The organism is Ramlibacter sp., from assembly GCF_035627355.1.
Classification (GTDB): Bacteria; Pseudomonadota; Gammaproteobacteria; order Burkholderiales; family Burkholderiaceae_C; genus Ramlibacter.
Map to the genome: position 1 here is coordinate 16940 of NZ_DASPLW010000066.1, position 15240 is coordinate 32179.

Annotated in this window: 14 protein-coding genes; 12 read left to right on the plus strand and 2 right to left on the minus strand. The window is 69.4% G+C overall.

Annotated elements, in window-relative coordinates:
- Window positions 1-99: 99 nt before the first annotated feature.
- Entirely contained in the window at window positions 100-2175 is a 2076-nt protein-coding gene (metG, locus tag VEC03_RS15540; RefSeq protein WP_324916982.1) for a methionine--tRNA ligase, read from the minus strand.
- A gap of 144 nt (window positions 2176-2319) precedes the next feature.
- Between metG and apbC the strand changes: the two genes are divergently transcribed.
- The 12 genes from apbC to VEC03_RS15600 all read left to right on the plus strand — a co-directional run bounded on the left by apbC (window position 2320) and on the right by VEC03_RS15600 (window position 14274).
- Complete coding sequence (gene apbC / locus VEC03_RS15545) at window positions 2320-3408, plus strand: iron-sulfur cluster carrier protein ApbC (RefSeq protein ID WP_324916985.1); 1089 nt, start codon at window positions 2320-2322, stop codon at window positions 3406-3408.
- Window positions 3409-3489: 81 nt separating this feature from the next.
- The gene (locus VEC03_RS15550) at window positions 3490-4038 is read left to right on the plus strand and encodes a DUF3305 domain-containing protein (protein WP_324916988.1); all 549 of its coding nucleotides are present in this window, start codon (window positions 3490-3492) and stop codon (window positions 4036-4038) included.
- Window positions 4031-4708: a DUF3306 domain-containing protein gene (locus tag VEC03_RS15555; RefSeq protein ID WP_324916991.1), complete on the plus strand. Its 678-nt coding sequence runs from the start codon at window positions 4031-4033 to the stop codon at window positions 4706-4708. Before VEC03_RS15550 ends, VEC03_RS15555 begins: the two co-directional genes overlap by 8 nt.
- Window positions 4668-6725, plus strand: coding sequence for a 4Fe-4S dicluster domain-containing protein (locus VEC03_RS15560; protein WP_324916994.1), 2058 nt, complete (start codon window positions 4668-4670; stop codon window positions 6723-6725). The genes VEC03_RS15555 and VEC03_RS15560 overlap by 41 nt, the downstream gene beginning before the upstream one ends.
- Window positions 6718-7341 carry a TorD/DmsD family molecular chaperone gene (locus VEC03_RS15565; RefSeq protein ID WP_324916997.1) on the plus strand — a complete coding sequence of 208 codons (624 nt, stop codon included), beginning with the start codon at window positions 6718-6720 and terminating at the stop codon, window positions 7339-7341. Before VEC03_RS15560 ends, VEC03_RS15565 begins: the two co-directional genes overlap by 8 nt.
- A gap of 183 nt (window positions 7342-7524) precedes the next feature.
- On the plus strand, window positions 7525-7731 hold the full coding sequence (locus VEC03_RS15570; RefSeq protein WP_324917000.1) for a formate dehydrogenase: 207 nt from the start codon (window positions 7525-7527) through the stop codon (window positions 7729-7731).
- Window positions 7732-7753: 22 nt separating this feature from the next.
- Window positions 7754-10735, plus strand: coding sequence for a formate dehydrogenase subunit alpha (locus tag VEC03_RS15575; protein WP_324917003.1), 2982 nt, complete (start codon window positions 7754-7756; stop codon window positions 10733-10735).
- A 20-nt stretch (window positions 10736-10755) separates the two neighbouring features.
- The gene (gene fdh3B / locus VEC03_RS15580; RefSeq protein WP_324917006.1) at window positions 10756-11373 is read left to right on the plus strand and encodes a formate dehydrogenase FDH3 subunit beta; all 618 of its coding nucleotides are present in this window, start codon (window positions 10756-10758) and stop codon (window positions 11371-11373) included.
- On the plus strand, window positions 11370-11594 hold the full coding sequence (locus tag VEC03_RS15585) for a hypothetical protein (RefSeq protein WP_324917009.1): 225 nt from the start codon (window positions 11370-11372) through the stop codon (window positions 11592-11594). Before fdh3B ends, VEC03_RS15585 begins: the two co-directional genes overlap by 4 nt.
- Window positions 11572-12825 (plus strand): formate dehydrogenase subunit gamma, encoded by a 1254-nt coding sequence (locus VEC03_RS15590; RefSeq protein WP_324917011.1) that lies wholly within the window; start codon window positions 11572-11574, stop codon window positions 12823-12825. Before VEC03_RS15585 ends, VEC03_RS15590 begins: the two co-directional genes overlap by 23 nt.
- 13 nt (window positions 12826-12838) lie before the next feature.
- A complete protein-coding gene (locus tag VEC03_RS15595; RefSeq protein WP_324917014.1) occupies window positions 12839-13381 on the plus strand; it encodes a hypothetical protein in 543 nt (180 codons plus the stop codon).
- A gap of 44 nt (window positions 13382-13425) precedes the next feature.
- A complete protein-coding gene (locus VEC03_RS15600) occupies window positions 13426-14274 on the plus strand; it encodes a formate dehydrogenase accessory sulfurtransferase FdhD (RefSeq protein ID WP_324917017.1) in 849 nt (282 codons plus the stop codon).
- A 5-nt stretch (window positions 14275-14279) separates the two neighbouring features.
- Here VEC03_RS15600 and VEC03_RS15605 read toward each other — a convergent pair whose 3' ends face one another.
- A complete protein-coding gene (locus VEC03_RS15605; RefSeq protein WP_324917020.1) occupies window positions 14280-15134 on the minus strand; it encodes a polysaccharide deacetylase family protein in 855 nt (284 codons plus the stop codon).
- Window positions 15135-15240 lie beyond the last annotated feature (106 nt).

The following is a 15240-nucleotide window of genomic DNA, read 5'->3' on the forward strand; positions in this document are numbered from 1 at the left end:
AGGGAGTCAGGGGGCAATTTAGTGCCAACGCGGGACCGGCTTGGCCGGGCCGCTAGCGACGCCCCTCGAGGGGCGCGCCAAAGGCGCTTCGGGGGTGGTTTATCTCACCCGCATGCCGGGTTCGGCGCCCGGCCAGGGTTCCAGCACGAAGATGCCCGGATTTGCCTTCTCGTCCGCATGGCTGGCGGCCAGCACCATACCTTCGCTCACGCCGAACTTCATCTTGCGCGGCGCCAGGTTGGCCACCACCACGGTGAGCTTGCCGGCCAGCTGCTCCGGCTGGTAGGCGGAGGCGATGCCGGAGAACACGTTGCGCATCCGGCCCTCGCCCACGTCCAGCGTCAGGCGCAGCAGCTTGGTCGAGCCCTCCACCGGCTGGCAGTCCACGATCTTCGCGATGCGCAGGTCGACCTTGGCGAAATCGTCGATGGTGATCCCGGCCGCGAGCGCCTCGCCGCCCGGCCGTGCGCCGCCATCCTCGGACGTCGTGGAGGCGGGTGCCGCCTTCGCTTCCTCGGCCACCTCGAACAGGGCGTCCACCTGCTTGCCCTCGACCCGCTGCATCAGGTGCTGGTAGGCCCCCACCTGGTGCCCGGCGCCCAGCGGCCGCGCCGCGTTCGCCCAGTCCAGGGGCTCGCAGCGCAGGAAGGCCTCGGCCTGCTGAGCCAGCGCCGGCAGGATGGGCTTGAGGCAGGCCGTCATGACCTTGAAGGACTCCAGGCACTCCGAGCACACCAGGGCGGCCTCGTCGGCCTTGCCTTCCTTCACCAGCTTCCAGGGCGCGGCGGCGTCGAAGCGCAGGTTCACTTCGTCGGCAAAGGCCATGATCTCGCGCACCGCCTTGCCGTACTCGCGACCTTCGTACAGGTTGCGCACCTCCTCGACCAGCCGGGTCGCGCGCGTCTCCTCGCCGCCGAAGGAGCCGACCAGCTTGCCGCCCGGGACGAACTTGGCGGCCCGGCTGGCGATGTTCACGTACTTGCCGATCAGGTCGGCGTTCACCCGCGCGATGAAGTCGTCGGGGTTGAAGTCGACGTCCTCCACCTTGCCATTGAGCTTGGCCGCGATGTAGTAGCGCAGCCACTCCGGATTCATGCCGATCGACAGGTAGCGCAGCGGGTCGATGCCGGTGCCCCGGCTCTTGCTCATCTTCTCGCCGCTGACGGTGATGAAGCCGTGCACGTTGACCTGGCTGGGCGTTTTGCGGCCGGAGAACTGCAGCATGGCCGGCCAGAACAGGGTGTGGAAGTACACGATGTCCTTGCCGATGAAGTGCACCTGCTCCACGGCCGGGTCGGCCACGTACTGCTCGAAGGTGGCGTCGGTGCGCGAAGGCGCATGCCAGTGGTCGCGCGCCTGCCCCTTGTCGAAGTGGTTCTTGAGGCTGGCCAGGTAGCCGATCGGCGCGTCCAGCCAGACGTAGAAGTACTTGCCCGGCGCGTCCGGTATCTCGATGCCGAAGTAGGGCGCGTCGCGGCTGATGTCCCAGTCGGCCAGCCCGGCCTCGAACCATTCGCTGGCCTTCTTCGCCACTTCGGGCTGCAGCTTGCCGTCCTGCGTCCAGGCCTTCAGGAACTCGACCACCTGGGGATCGGACAGCTTGAAGAAGTAGTGCTCCGAGCTGCGCAGCTCGGGACGCGCGCCGCTGAGGGTGGAGTACGGCTCGATCAGGTCCGTCGGCGAATAGACGCTGCTGCAGACCTCGCAGCTGTCGCCGTACTGGTCCTTGGCATGGCAGTTGGGGCACTCGCCCTTGATGTAGCGGTCCGGCAGGAACATGCCCTTGACCGGGTCGTAGAACTGCTCGATGGTGCGGGTGGCCACCAGCCCGTTGGCCTTGAGGGCCTCGTAGATGCCCTGGGCCAGCGCCGTGTTCTCGGGGCTGTCGGTGGAGTGCCAGTTGTCGAAGCGGACGTGGAAACCGTCCAGGTACTCCTTGCGGCCGGCGGCAATGCCCGCCACGAACTGCTGGGGCGTCTGGCCGGCCTTCTCGGCCGCGATCATGATGGGCGCGCCGTGCGCGTCGTCGGCGCCGACGAAGTGCACCATGTGCCCGCCCATGCGCTGGTGCCGCACCCAGATGTCGGCCTGGATGTATTCCATGATGTGGCCGATGTGGAACTTGCCGTTGGCGTAGGGCAGGGCGGTGGTGACGAAAAGCTTGCGCTGGCGCATGGGAAGCCTGTACGGGGGGAACCGGCGATTTTAGGGCGCCACCCCGCGCGGCCCGGCCGGCGCCGCGCATGTCCTCGTCCGTAGTCCCCTCGCGGCACAGGGCTGCCGGACGGAAGATGCACGCGGCCTGCAACAATGGGGTCCATGGCGACCTCCGAACAAGTGCTGGCCGCGATCGCGGCCGTCAAGGACCCGAACACGGGAACCGATTTCGTCTCGACCAAGGCGGTGAAGAACCTGCAGGTCGACGGCGGCGACGTCGCCTTCGACGTCGAGCTGGGCTACCCGGCCAGGAGCCAGGTGCCGGCCTTGCGCCAGGCCCTGGTGGCGGCGGCCAGGGGCGTGCCGGGGGTGTCCAACGTCTCGGTCAACGTCACGACCAAGGTGGTGCCGCATGCCGTGCAACGCGGCGTGCAGCTGCTGCCCAAGGTGAAGAACATCGTCGCCGTGGCGTCCGGGAAGGGCGGCGTGGGCAAGAGCACCACGGCGGTCAACCTGGCGCTGGCGCTGGCGGCCGAGGGCGCGTCGGTGGGCCTGCTGGACGCCGACATCTACGGGCCCAGCCAGCCCATGATGATGGGCATCGAGGGGCGGCCGACCAGCGAGGACGGCAAGACCATGGAGCCGCTGGAGAACTACGGCGTGCAGGTCATGTCCATCGGCTTCCTGGTCAACCAGGACGAAGCCATGATCTGGCGCGGCCCCATGGCCACCCAGGCGCTGGAGCAGTTGCTGCGCCAGACCAACTGGCGCGAACTCGACTACCTCGTCGTCGACCTGCCGCCCGGCACCGGCGACATCCAGCTCACGCTGTCGCAGCGGGTGCCCATGACGGGCGCGGTGATCGTGACCACGCCGCAGGACATCGCCCTGATCGATGCCCGCAAGGCCGTCACCATGTTCGAGAAGGTGGGCGTGCCCATCCTGGGCCTGGTGGAGAACATGGCCATGCACGTGTGCAGCAACTGCGGGCACGTGGAGCACATCTTCGGCGAGGGTGGCGGCAAGCGCTACGCGGCCGAGCGCGGCATCGACTACCTGGGCTCGCTGCCGCTGGACATGGCCATCCGGCTGCAGGCCGACGGCGGCAAGCCGACCGTGGTCTCGGATCCCGACGGCCAACTGGCCGGCGTCTACAAGAGCGTGGCCCGGCAGATGGCGGTGAAGGTCGCCGGCCAGTCCAAGGACTTCAGCTCGAAGATCCCGACCATCCGGGTGTCCAAGAGCACCTGAGCCGTTTTTCTCCGCGGCGCCCGACCCCGTTTCCCCACCGGGGCTAAGATGGCCCGAACCTTGCGGGGTGACGGAGACATCATGAGCAACAGGCCTTCGCTGGACGTCGCCGTCGTCATGCGGCGCGACCGCCTGGACAACCGCTGGCAACCCTGGCGCTGGATGCTGGACGAGGTGGTGCTGCAGCAGCCGGGGTTCGGCACCGAGGTGCGGCGCATCCACACGGACGAGCGCAGCGAGCTGTGGCTGCATCCCGGCTTCACCGTCGAGCTGTTCCGCGACGACGCGGAGGGCTACTACCTGAACGCGACTACCGCCGCGCCTGGCTGGTTCGTGATGTGGCGCATGGAAGAAGAGCCCACCGTCGCTGAGGAACCGATCGCCCGGCCGGTGGTGGTCAGCCTGAGCTACCACGATGCGGGCCGCTGGCTGGATGCGCAGGAAACCGTGGAGCAGGTGCCCGCGCCGCCCGAGGTGGTCGAGTGGATGCGGGCCTTCGCCGATGCGCACTACGTGCCGGAACCGCGCCGGCGCAAGCGGCCCGAGAGCTTCCGGCCGCTGCAGGACCGCTTCGGCAACCCGGCCTCGGTCACCACCCTCAAGAAGTTCGGCGGAGGCCCCGATGGCTGAAGGTTTCCTGGGCCGCTGGTCGCGGCGCAAGATGGATGTCAAGGAAGGGCGGGTGCCGGCGGAGCCGGAGCTGGCGCGGGATCCTTCGGCCCAGCCGTCCGTGCGCGCGCGAGGGAGCGATGCCGGCCAGGATCCGGCTGGCACGGCTGGCACCTCCGCCTCCGGTCCGCACGAGGTTCAGGCAGGAACCGACGAAGCCCATGCAGCGGCCGCCGAAGCGCCCCCGACCCTGGAAGACACGCAGGCCCTCACCCCCGAGTCCGACTTCACCCGATTCGTGCGCCGCGATGTGCCGGCCGACGTGAAGAACGCCGCGCTGAAGAAGCTCTTCGCCGATCCCCACTTCAATGTGATGGACGGCCTGGACGTCTACATCGACGACTACGGCAAGCCCGATCCGCTGCCCGAGTCGGCCGTGCGGCAGCTGGCCACCGCCCACTTCCTCGGCTGGTTCCGCGAGGACGAGCGCAAGGACGACCCCCGCGGCGGGCCAAGGGATGATGCGGAGGACCCGGCTGCGGCATCCGTGGCACAGTCGGCCGATGGCGAGGCGGCCGAGGAGTCCCGGGAGTCGCCGCCGCCGGCAGGACCCGACCATGGCCACGCTGATCTGCAATTGCAACCGGACGATGCCCCTGGATCCCCAGGCGCTCGGCCGGGCCCTGGATGAGAAGCTGACGCTTCACTCCACCCTGTGCCGTCGCGAGGCTGCTGCCTACCAGCAGGCGATCCGCAGCGGCGAGGAGGTGGTGGTCGCCTGCACCCAGGAAAAGCGGCTGTTCGGCGACATCGGCCGGCAGACCGAAGGCGCGGTGTCGCCGGTGCGCTTCGTGAACATCCGCGAAACCGGCGGCTGGAGCCGGGACGCAGCCGCCGCGGGTCCCAAGATCGCAGCGCTGCTGGCCGCAGCCCGGCTGCCGGAGCCCGAGCCGGTGCCCACGGTGGCCTACGACAGCAGCGCCGCGCGCCTGCTGGTGATCGGCCCGCTGGAGGAAGCCGAGCGCTTCGCCACCCTGGCCGGCGACGAGTTCCGCACCACCCTGATGTCCACCGGCGGCAGCGGCTCGCAGGAGCGCCGCTGGCCGGTGCTGGCGGGCCGCATCGACGGCCTGCGAGGCTGGCTGGGCGCCTTCGAGCTGGCCTGGACCCAGGACAACCCGATCGACCTGGACCTGTGCACGCGCTGCAATGCCTGCATCGCGGCCTGCCCGGAAAGCGCGATCGGGCTGGACTACCAGATCGACCTGCAGGCCTGCCGCAGCCATCGCGATTGCGTGAAGGTGTGCGAGGCCGCCGGTGCGATCGACTTCACCCGCGAGGCCATCGCCCACACCGACAGCTTCGACCTGGTGCTGGACCTGCGCGAGCAGCCCGGCTTCCTGCAGCACGCGGTGCCCCAGGGCTACTTCCACCTGCCGCCGGCCAAGGCCCAGGGCGCGGCCGCCCTGGAGGCCATGTTGCGCCTGCGCGAGCTGGTGGGCGAGTTCGACAAGCCACGCTTCGTCGCCTACAAGCAGAAGCTCTGCGCCCACACGCGCAACGGCCGCATCGGCTGCAACGCCTGCGTGGACGTCTGTTCGGCCGAGGCGATCTCCAGCGACAAGGCCCGCCAGCAGGTCAAGGTCAACTTCCACCTGTGCGTGGGCTGCGGCGCCTGCACCACCGTGTGCCCGACCGGCGCGATGACCTACGCCTACCCGCGGGCCACCGACCAGGGCGCCAGGATCCGCACCCTGCTGGCCACCTACGACAAGGCGGGCGGGCGCGCGCCCATCCTGCTGCTGCACTCGCAGGAGCGCGGCCGGACGCTGGTGGAGGAACTCGGGCGCGCCGCGCGCGTGGGCGCGGCTGAAGGGGTGCCGGCGCGCGTGATCCCGCTGGCGCTGTGGCACGTCGCGAGCACCGGGATCGAGGTATGGCTGGCCGCGGTCGCCCAGGGCGCCAGCCACGTGGCCGTGCTGGCCACCGGCGAGGAAGCGCCGCAGTACCTCGAGGCGCTGCAGTTGCAGATGCAGGTGGCGCAGGCGGTGCTGGAAGGCCTGGGCTATTCGGGCAGCCACTTCAGCCTGCTGCAAAGCCGCAACGCCATGGACCTGGACCAGGACCTGCAGCGGCTCGCCGGGCAAAGTGGGGTCGTGCCCCGGGAAGCGGCCCGGTTCGCGGTGCTGGCCGAGAAGCGGGCGACGCTGGACCTCGCGCTCGACCACCTGGTCGAGCACGCGCCGAAGCGGCCCGAGGACATCGCCCTGCCGGCGGGCGCGCCGCTCGGCGCGGTGGTGGTGGACAGCGGCAAGTGCACCCTGTGCATGAGCTGCGTCGGGGCCTGTCCGGCCGGCGCGCTGCTCGACAACCCTCAGCAGCCGCAACTGCGCTTCATCGAGAAGAACTGCGTTCAGTGCGGGCTGTGCGCGGGCACCTGCCCCGAGCAGGCTATCAGCCTGCAGCCCCGGCTGCTGGCGAGGCCCGAGCGCAAGCAGCCGCGCGTGCTGAACGAGGCGCAGCCCTACGCCTGCGTGCGATGCGGCAAGCCCTTCGGCACCGGCAAGGCGATCGAAGCCATGCTGGCCCGCCTGGCCGGCCATGCCATGTTCCAGGGCGCTGCGCTGGAGCGCCTGAAGATGTGCGCGGACTGCCGCGTGATCGACCTTTACTCCGCCACCGACGAGGTGAAGATCACCGATGTCTGAAGTCCTGCCACCCCGCTCCTCGGCCCTCGACGAGGAGACGGCGCGCGCCGAGGTCTACGGCCTGCTCGCCCAGCTCTGGTATGCACCGCCGCCCGAGGAACTGCTCGGGCGCCTGCAGGTCGCGGTGACGGAAGCGCCCGCATCGGGCGCCTTCCTCGAGGAGCCCTGGCGCGCCTTCGTCGGCGTGGCGCGCGAAACCACGGCCGCCCAGGCCCGGGACGAGTACGACGCGCTCTTCGGCGGCGTGGGCAAGCCCGAGGTCTACCTGTTCGGCTCGCACTACCTCACCGGCTTCCTGAACGAGCGCCCGCTGGCGCAACTGCGCGACGACCTGCGCGCGCTCGGCCTCACGCGCGACGAGGCCGCCATGCCCGAGACCGAGGACCACGTGGCCTATCTCTGCGAGGTCATGCGCTACCTGATCGCGGGCGACGACGTGGCGGTCTCCAACCTGACGCGACAGCGCGAGTTCTTCGCCACCCACCTGCAGCCGTGGGTCGCGGAGATGTGCAACACGGTCGCAGCGCATCCGTCGGCCCGGCTCTACGCCGCGCTGGCCCACTTCTCCCAGGCCTTCTTCCAGGTCGAACAGCAAGGCTTCGACCTGCTCGCCTGAAGCTCGGGTTTACCCGAGTTCTCGCCCCCGCGAGGGCGTGAAGCTGTCACTCTCTCCAGAGGCGTGCGACGGGCAGGAGTACTTTGGTATCGGGCACTTACCCTGTGCCCAAACGGCTGCGAATGGATATGCTGCCTATTGCATAAGGCTCTTCGCCGCTCCACGCAGCGCAAAGGAGAAAGCATGAGCAAGACCCCGACCAAGCTCTCGCGCAGAACGCTCTTCGCGGGTGCCGCCACCACCGGCGCCCTGGTCGCAGCCTCCGGACTGCTGCCAGCCGCGCGCCAGGAGAACGAGGCGCAGGCCGACAAGCCGCAACCCCCCGAGCGCGGCGGCGGCTACCGGCTCACCGAGCACGTCAAGCGCTATTACGAGACCACCCGTCTCTAACCCTTCACCACGGGGGCTACCCATGTTGCTGACCAAGAGAACGGGCGCCAGCCACGCGGCTGCGCGCGCCGATGAGCGTTCGCCCTTCGTGAACAGCCTGCAGCGCGGGCTGTCGCATGCGCTGCCCACCATGGACCGGCGCGCCTTCCTGCGGCGATCGGGACTGGGCGTGGGCGTCGGCGTCGCCGCCGGCAGCCTGTCGCTGGTGAAGAAGGCGCGCGCCGCCGAGGGCGGCCGCGAAGCCGCGGTCGGCAACGGCCGCATCGAGGTCAAGCGCACCGTGTGCACCCACTGCTCGGTGGGCTGCGCGATCGACGCTGTGGTCGAGAACGGCGTGTGGGTGCGGCAGGAGCCGGTGTTCGACTCGCCCCTGAACATGGGCTCGCACTGCGCCAAGGGCGCGGCGATCCGCGAGCACGGACACGGCGAGTTCCGCCTGCGCTACCCGATGAAGCTGGTGGACGGCAAGTACCAGCGCATCTCCTGGGACCAGGCGCTCAACGAGGTCAGCGCCAAGATCGAGGAATTGCGCAAGGCCAGCGGGCCCGACTCGGTCTACTGGATCGGCTCGTCCAAGCACAGCAACGAGCAGTCGTACCTGCTGCGCAAGTTCGTCAGCCTGTTCGGCAGCAACAACTGCGACCACCAGGCGCGCATCTGCCACTCGACCACGGTGTCCGGCGTCGCCAACACCTGGGGCTACGGCGCGATGACGAACTCGTACAACGACATGCAGAACAGCAAGTGCGCGTTCTACATCGGCTCCAATGCGGCCGAGGCGCACCCGGTCTCGCTGCTGCACATGCTGCATGCCAAGGAGAACGGCTGCAAGATGATCGTGGCCGACCCGCGCTTCACGCGCACCGCGGCCAAGGCGGACCAGTACATCCGCTTCCGTTCCGGCACCGACATCCCGGTCCTGTTCGGCCTGCTGTACCACATCTTCAAGAACGGCTGGGAGGACAAGAAGTACATCAACGACCGCGTCTACGGGATGGACAAGGTCCGCGAGGAAGTGCTGGCCAAGTGGACGCCCGACAAGGTGTTCGAGGCCTCCGGCGTCACCGAGGAGGAGCTGTTCAAGGCCGCCGAGATGATGGCCAAGAACCGGCCCTCGACGCTGGTGTGGTGCATGGGCCAGACGCAGCACTCGATCGGCAACGCCATGGTGCGCGCCTCCTGCCTGGTGCAGCTGGCGCTGGGCAACGTGGGCGTGTCGGGCGGCGGCGCCAACATCTTCCGCGGCCACGACAACGTGCAGGGTGCCACCGACATCGGCCCCAACCCCGATTCGCTGCCCGGCTACTACGGCATCTCCGAAGGCTCGTGGAAACACTACGCCGCGGTCTGGGGCGTGGACTACGAGTGGATCAAGGGCCGCTTCGCCAGCCCGGAGCTGATGACCAAGCCGGGCATCACCGTCTCCCGCTGGATCGACGGCGTGCTGGAGAAGAACGAGCTGATCGACCAGGGGCCCAACCTGCGCGGCGTCGTCTACTGGGGCCACGCGCCCAACTCGCAGACTCGCGGCGCCGAGATGAAACGGGCCATGGACAAGCTGGACCTGCTGGTGGTGATCGACCCCTATCCGTCGGCGACGGCGGCGATGGCGGCCATGCCCGGCCGGCCGGAGGACCTGAACCCCAATCGCGCGGTCTATCTGCTGCCCGCGGCCACCCAGCTCGAGACCAGCGGCTCGGTGACGGCCTCCAACCGCGCGCTGCAGTGGCGCGAGAAGGTGATCGACCCGATCTGGGAGAGCCGCAGCGACCACATGATCATGTACCAGCTGGCCGAGAAGCTCGGCTTCGGCAAGGAACTGGTCAAGAACTTCAAGATGCAGAAGATCAAGGGCATGGACGAACCCGTGCCCGAGGACATCCTCCGCGAGATCAACAAGTCCAACTGGACCATCGGCTACACCGGCCAGAGCCCGGAACGCCTCAAGGCGCACATGAAGCTGATGGCGCACTTCGACGTCAAGACGCTCAAGGCCAAGGGCAGCGTCAAGGACCCGGAGACCGGCTACGACATCGAAGGCGACTACTACGGCCTGCCGTGGCCCTGCTACGGCAACCCCGAGCTCAAGCACCCGGGCTCGGCCAACCTGTACGACAACACGCGGCACGTGATGGACGGCGGCGGCTGCTTCCGCGCCAACTTCGGCGTCGAACGCGACGGGGTCAACCTGCTGGCCGAGGACGGGTCGTTCCCCAAGGGTTGCGAGATCACCACCGGCTACCCCGAGATCGACCACGTCTTCATGAAGAAGCTGGGCTGGTGGAACGAGCTCACGCCGGCCGAGCAGGCCGCAGCGGAGGGCAAGAACTGGAAGACCGACCTTTCGGGCGGCCTGATCCGCGTGGCCATGAAGAACCACGGCGTGCACCCGTTCGGCAACGCCAAGGCGCGGGCCATCGTCTGGAACTTCCCCGACCCCATCCCGCAGCACCGCGAGCCTATCTACAGCCCGCGGCCGGACCTGGTGGCCAAGTACCCGACGCACGACGACAAGAAGGCGTTCTGGCGGCTGCCCACGCTGTACAAGACCCTGCAGCAGAAGAACCTGGCCGACAAGGTGCACGAGAAGTTTCCGCTGATCCTCAGTTCCGGCCGCCTGACCGAGTACGAGGGCGGCGGCGACGAGACGCGCTCCAACCCCTGGCTGGCGGAGCTGCAGCAGGAAGCCTTCGTGGAGATCAACCCCAAGGCGGCCGCGGCCCGCAACATCCGCAACGGCGACCGGGTCTGGCTCAAGACGCCGACGGGTGCGCAACTGAACGTGCAGGCCCTGGTCACGGAGCGGGTCGGCCCCGACACGTGCTGGATGCCGTTCCACTTCGCGGGGCGCTGGATGGGCGCCGACCTGCTGGCCTACTACCCGAAGGGGGCGGCCCCGGTGGTCCGCGGCGAAGCGGTCAACACGGCCACGACCTACGGTTACGACAGCGTGACCATGATGCAGGAAACCAAGACCACGCTGTGCAACGTGGAACGGGCCTAGCTCGCTGACGGGAGACGGACATGGCACGAATGAAATTCATCTGCGACTCGGAGCGTTGCATCGAGTGCAACAGCTGCGTGACCGCGTGCAAGAACGAGCACGAGGTGCCGTGGGGCGTCAACCGCCGGCGGGTGGTGACGCTCAACGACGGCGTGCCCGGCGAGCGCTCGATCTCGGTCGCCTGCATGCACTGCTCCGATGCGCCCTGCATGGCGGTGTGCCCGGTCAACTGCTTCTACCGCACCGAGGAAGGCGTGGTCCTGCACGACAAGGACACCTGCATCGGTTGCGGCTATTGCAGCTACGCCTGCCCGTTCGGCGCGCCGCAGTTCCCGGCCTCTGGCAGCTTCGGCGTGCGCGGCAAGATGGACAAGTGCACCTTCTGCGCCGGGGGACCGGAAGAGCACGGCTCGCAGGCCGAGTTCGAGAAGTACGGGCGCAACCGGCTGGCCGAAGGCAAGCTGCCGGCCTGTGCCGAGATGTGCTCGACCAAGGCCCTGCTCGGCGGCGACGGCGACACGGTGGCCGACATCTTCCGCAATCGCGTGATCAAGCGCGGCAAGGGGGCCGAGGTGTGGGGCTGGGGCACGGCCTACGGCTCCCGCCAGGCGGGCCAGCCGGGAGGGCAGAAGTCATGATGCGCACCGCCATCGTCATCGGGGCCGCCGCGTTCGTCCTTGCCGCCTGCGGCGAGGAGCCGCAGACCGCCAGCGGCAGCAAGCGCGACGCCGCGCTGTTCCAGGGCACGGGCAAGCCCTTCGTCACCACGGGCTGGAAGCCGGGCGACCGCGCCAGCTGGGAGCAGCACCTGAAGACGCGCACGCAGCGGGGGCAGAATGACTACACCAAGGTCAACTGAACTGTTCGCGGCCGCGCTCCTCGCGCTGGCCGCACTGGTGGTCGCACCGGCCGCCGCCCAGGCCCCGGCCCAGCAGGGCCAGAGTTCCGCCACCCAGCCTGCGCCGGCCCGCTCGCTCGACGATCCGGCGCCCGCGCCGGGCGGCATCCAGGGCCAGAACATCTTCGAGGTCAAGCCCGAGGTCAAGCGGGATGCGTCCAGCGAGCCCGGCTACATGGACCAGGACAACGGCCAGCGCAACGCAGTGCAACCGGGCAACAACTCGCCCATGTGGCGCAAGGTCAAGGACGGGATCGAGGGCTACAGCAGCCTGCCCCAGCAGCAGGCGCCGGAGGCCGGCGTGCTGATCCAGGAGCAGGTGCAATACCCCGGCTCGCGCCCCACCACGGCCGGCGAAGCCTGGCGGCAGGTTCGCAACAACTGGCTGATCCCCTACGGCGGCGCCTTGCTGCTGATCGCCATCGGGGCGCTGGCCATCTACTACTTCGCCCGCGGGCCCCTGGGCCACCAGCCGGCGGTGGGCGGTGGCGGCCGTCGGATCGAACGCTTCACCCCGTTCGAGCGTGCTGCGCACTGGGCCAATGCCATCGCCTTCGTGCTGCTGGCGGTCTCCGGCATCATCATGGCCTTCGGGCGCGCCTTCCTGCTGCCGCTGATCGGGCAGACCCTGTTCGGCTGGCTGACCTACGCGCTGAAGAACATCCACAACTTCGCCGGCCCGCTGTTCGCCGTGTCGCTGGTGGTGGTCATCATCACCTTCATCAAGGACGAGTTCCCGCAGCGGGGCGACCTGCGGTGGCTGGCCAGGGCCGGAGGAGCCTTCAGCAAGGATCGGCACGAGCCGCCCTCGCACCGGTTCAACGCCGGCGAGAAGGTGCTGTTCTGGATCGCGGTGCTGGTGCTGGGACTGGTCGCGGTTGGATCCGGCCTGGTGCTGGACCACCTGATCCCGGGCATCGACTACGTGCGCGGGACCATGCAGCAGGCGCACATGATCCACGCCACGGCCACCATCCTGATGATGGCCATGATGACGCTGCACATCTACCTGGGCACCATCGGCATGCGCGGCGCCTACGACGCCATGCGACACGGCTGGGTGGACGAGGCCTGGGCCCAGGAACACCACGCGTACTGGCACGAAGCCATCCAGGCCGGCCGCGTCCCGGCCGTGCGCAGCAGCCAGTCCCGCGAGCCGGGCGCTGCCCCGGAACAGGTCCGTCCCGCCTGAGAGGAACCCCACCATGAAGCTGCGCCTCCTTTCCGCCGCGCTGCTGGCCGCTGTCGCAGGCAGCGCCGCCTTCGCCAAGCTCCCGCCGCTCACCCCGGAGGCGCAGGCCAAGGCCGACGAGACCAAGGCCAAGGCGGCCTGGACCGCCAAGGTCTCGGCGTACCAGTTGTGCAAGGCGCAGGACCGCATCGCGGGCAAGTTCGGTGGCAAGTCCAAGGTGCAGGTGCCGGCGGGCGCCGTGCAGCCGGCGGCGGCCTCCAGCGCCGCGCCGGCCACGGCCGCGGCGCAGCCGTCCCAGCCGGCTCCGGCAGCGGCTGCAGCTGCCGCATCGGCCGCCCGTCCTGCCTCGGGCTCCGCTGCAGCGGGCACGCCGGTGGCGGCCGCGCCGGCGGCGCCCTGCGTGGATCCCGGCCCGTTCGCCTACACCGCGCCATCGGAAAAACCGCTCGAGACGTCCGGCGCCCACTCGCCGGCCGGCACGGCCGCCACGCCCCCCAGCGTGCGTCCCGAAGCAGCCGAGATGAAGCCCGGTGCCGCGGCGCCGGCGAGCAAGTAGCCCTGGCCCGCGCCGCCCTGCGCCCGCCGCATAAACTGGCGGCGATGTTGCCGCGCTTGACCCGGGCGCAAGCCCCGCTGACCCAGGAAGTGGACGTGCTCGACGAGCACGGCCAGCACCAGCGCGTGTCCATCCCGGCCGAGCGCGACCTCACCATCTACGTCGACAAGCGCGAGCTGGTCACGCTCATGACCCTGGGCGCGCACCCCGAGTGGCTGGTGCTGGGCTACCTGCGCAACCAGCGGCTGGTGCACTCGCCGGACGAGGTGGAGTCGGTCACCGTCGACTGGGAGGTGTCCAGTGCGGCGGTGCGCACGCGCGGCGGCATCGCGCGCATCGAGGAGCGCACCGCGCGCCGCATCGTCACCACCGGCTGCGGCCAGGGCAGCGTGTTCGGCGCGCTGATGGACGAGGTGGCCTCGCTGCGCCTGCCGCCGGCTGTGCTGAGGCAGGAGGCGCTGTACGGCATCCTCGAAGCCATCCGCCACCAGGAGAGCACCTACAAGTCGGCCGGCTCGGTGCACGGCTGCGCGCTGTTCCGCGGCAGCGAGCTGCTGCTTTTCGTCGAGGACGTCGGCCGGCACAACGCGATCGACACCATCGCCGGCTGGATGTGGCTGCAAGGCCTGTCGTCGCACGACGCCGCGGAAGACGAGCCCCTGGTCTTCTACACGACCGGCCGGCTCACCAGCGAGATGGTGATCAAGTCGGCGCAGATGGGCGTGGCCATCGTGGTGTCGCGCAGCGGCATGACGCAGATGGGCCATCAGGTGGCGCAGCAGCTCGGCCTGTGCACCGTCGGGCGCGCGCTCAACCGGCGCTTCCTCTGCTACACCGGCGCCGACCGCCTGCTGATGCAGCCGCCGGCCGCGGTCGCCGCCGCTTCGACCTGACCTGATCAGGAACTGGTCGCGCCGGAGCCCATGCCCGGCACGCCGGGCTGGGGCGGCTGGTACCAGCGCGAGTTGGGATGCGACCGGTTCCGGCGCATGCGCCAGTCCTCGTAGTCGGTGGTGACCTGGGCCAGCACGCGCGGCAGCCGGTCGTGCAGGTGGACCGAGATGCGCGGCAGGCAGGCCGGGTCGTCATCCGGCCGGGCACGCGAGCTGACGATGGTGGTCCCCAGCGTGTAGCCGGCGTCGCGCACCATCTGGACGTGTTCGGGACGGTGCTCGCCGTAGGGGTAGGAGAAACTGCGCACCTCGATGCCCAGTGCCTGTTCCAGGTCGTGCTTGCTGCCGGCGATTTCCGCGCGTGCGGTCTCGGCGTCGCAGGTGCACAGGTTCACGTGGTTGCGCGTGTGCGCGCCGATGTCCATGCCGGCGGCCAGCCACGCGCGCAGGTGGCCCAGGTCCATCATCGGCGCCGGCGGCGCGCCCTTGCCGTGGTCCCACACGTTGGAGCCGCCGATCTGCGAAGTCACGATGAAGGCGGTCGCGGTGAAGCCCACCTCGCGCAGCACCGGCAGGGCTTCCTCGAAGTTGTTCAGGTAGCCGTCGTCCAGCGTGATGCCGAACACCTTGCCCGTCTTCTCGCCGCTCAGGTAGGGCTCGAGGTCGCCCAGGGACAGGCCGCGCCAGCCGAGCAGGCGCAAGCACCACAGTTGCCGGGCGAAGCGGCGCGGCGGCAGCACGAGCGATCGCACCGGCGTGCCGCGCGCAGGCGGCCGCGTGGTCTGGTGGTACGAGAGGATCGCGATCGGCCGCCGGGCCGTCCGCTGGGCCGTGGCGGGCTCCTGGGTGTCGTGCTGCATGGCGGTGCTGGCTCAGGTTCGTGCGTCGAATCATGTGCCAATGCACGAGGTTGCTCGTAGGACCCGGCCTTGCCGGGCTGTAGTCGCGCCTTCGGGTAGTCCGTAA

Coding starts and splice junctions, on each gene's coding strand:
- VEC03_RS15575 (WP_324917003.1), top strand. CDS start 7,754: ATGTTGCTGACCAAGAGAACGGGCGCCAGCCACGCGGCTGCGCGCGCC.
- VEC03_RS15605 (WP_324917020.1), bottom strand. CDS start 15,134: ATGCAGCACGACACCCAGGAGCCCGCCACGGCCCAGCGGACGGCCCGG.
- VEC03_RS15570 (WP_324917000.1), top strand. CDS start 7,525: ATGAGCAAGACCCCGACCAAGCTCTCGCGCAGAACGCTCTTCGCGGGT.
- VEC03_RS15585 (WP_324917009.1), top strand. CDS start 11,370: ATGATGCGCACCGCCATCGTCATCGGGGCCGCCGCGTTCGTCCTTGCC.
- VEC03_RS15550 (WP_324916988.1), top strand. CDS start 3,490: ATGAGCAACAGGCCTTCGCTGGACGTCGCCGTCGTCATGCGGCGCGAC.
- fdh3B (WP_324917006.1), top strand. CDS start 10,756: ATGGCACGAATGAAATTCATCTGCGACTCGGAGCGTTGCATCGAGTGC.
- apbC (WP_324916985.1), top strand. CDS start 2,320: ATGGCGACCTCCGAACAAGTGCTGGCCGCGATCGCGGCCGTCAAGGAC.
- VEC03_RS15595 (WP_324917014.1), top strand. CDS start 12,839: ATGAAGCTGCGCCTCCTTTCCGCCGCGCTGCTGGCCGCTGTCGCAGGC.
- VEC03_RS15600 (WP_324917017.1), top strand. CDS start 13,426: ATGTTGCCGCGCTTGACCCGGGCGCAAGCCCCGCTGACCCAGGAAGTG.
- VEC03_RS15560 (WP_324916994.1), top strand. CDS start 4,668: ATGCCCCTGGATCCCCAGGCGCTCGGCCGGGCCCTGGATGAGAAGCTG.
- VEC03_RS15590 (WP_324917011.1), top strand. CDS start 11,572: ATGACTACACCAAGGTCAACTGAACTGTTCGCGGCCGCGCTCCTCGCG.
- metG (WP_324916982.1), bottom strand. CDS start 2,175: ATGCGCCAGCGCAAGCTTTTCGTCACCACCGCCCTGCCCTACGCCAAC.
- VEC03_RS15555 (WP_324916991.1), top strand. CDS start 4,031: ATGGCTGAAGGTTTCCTGGGCCGCTGGTCGCGGCGCAAGATGGATGTC.
- VEC03_RS15565 (WP_324916997.1), top strand. CDS start 6,718: ATGTCTGAAGTCCTGCCACCCCGCTCCTCGGCCCTCGACGAGGAGACG.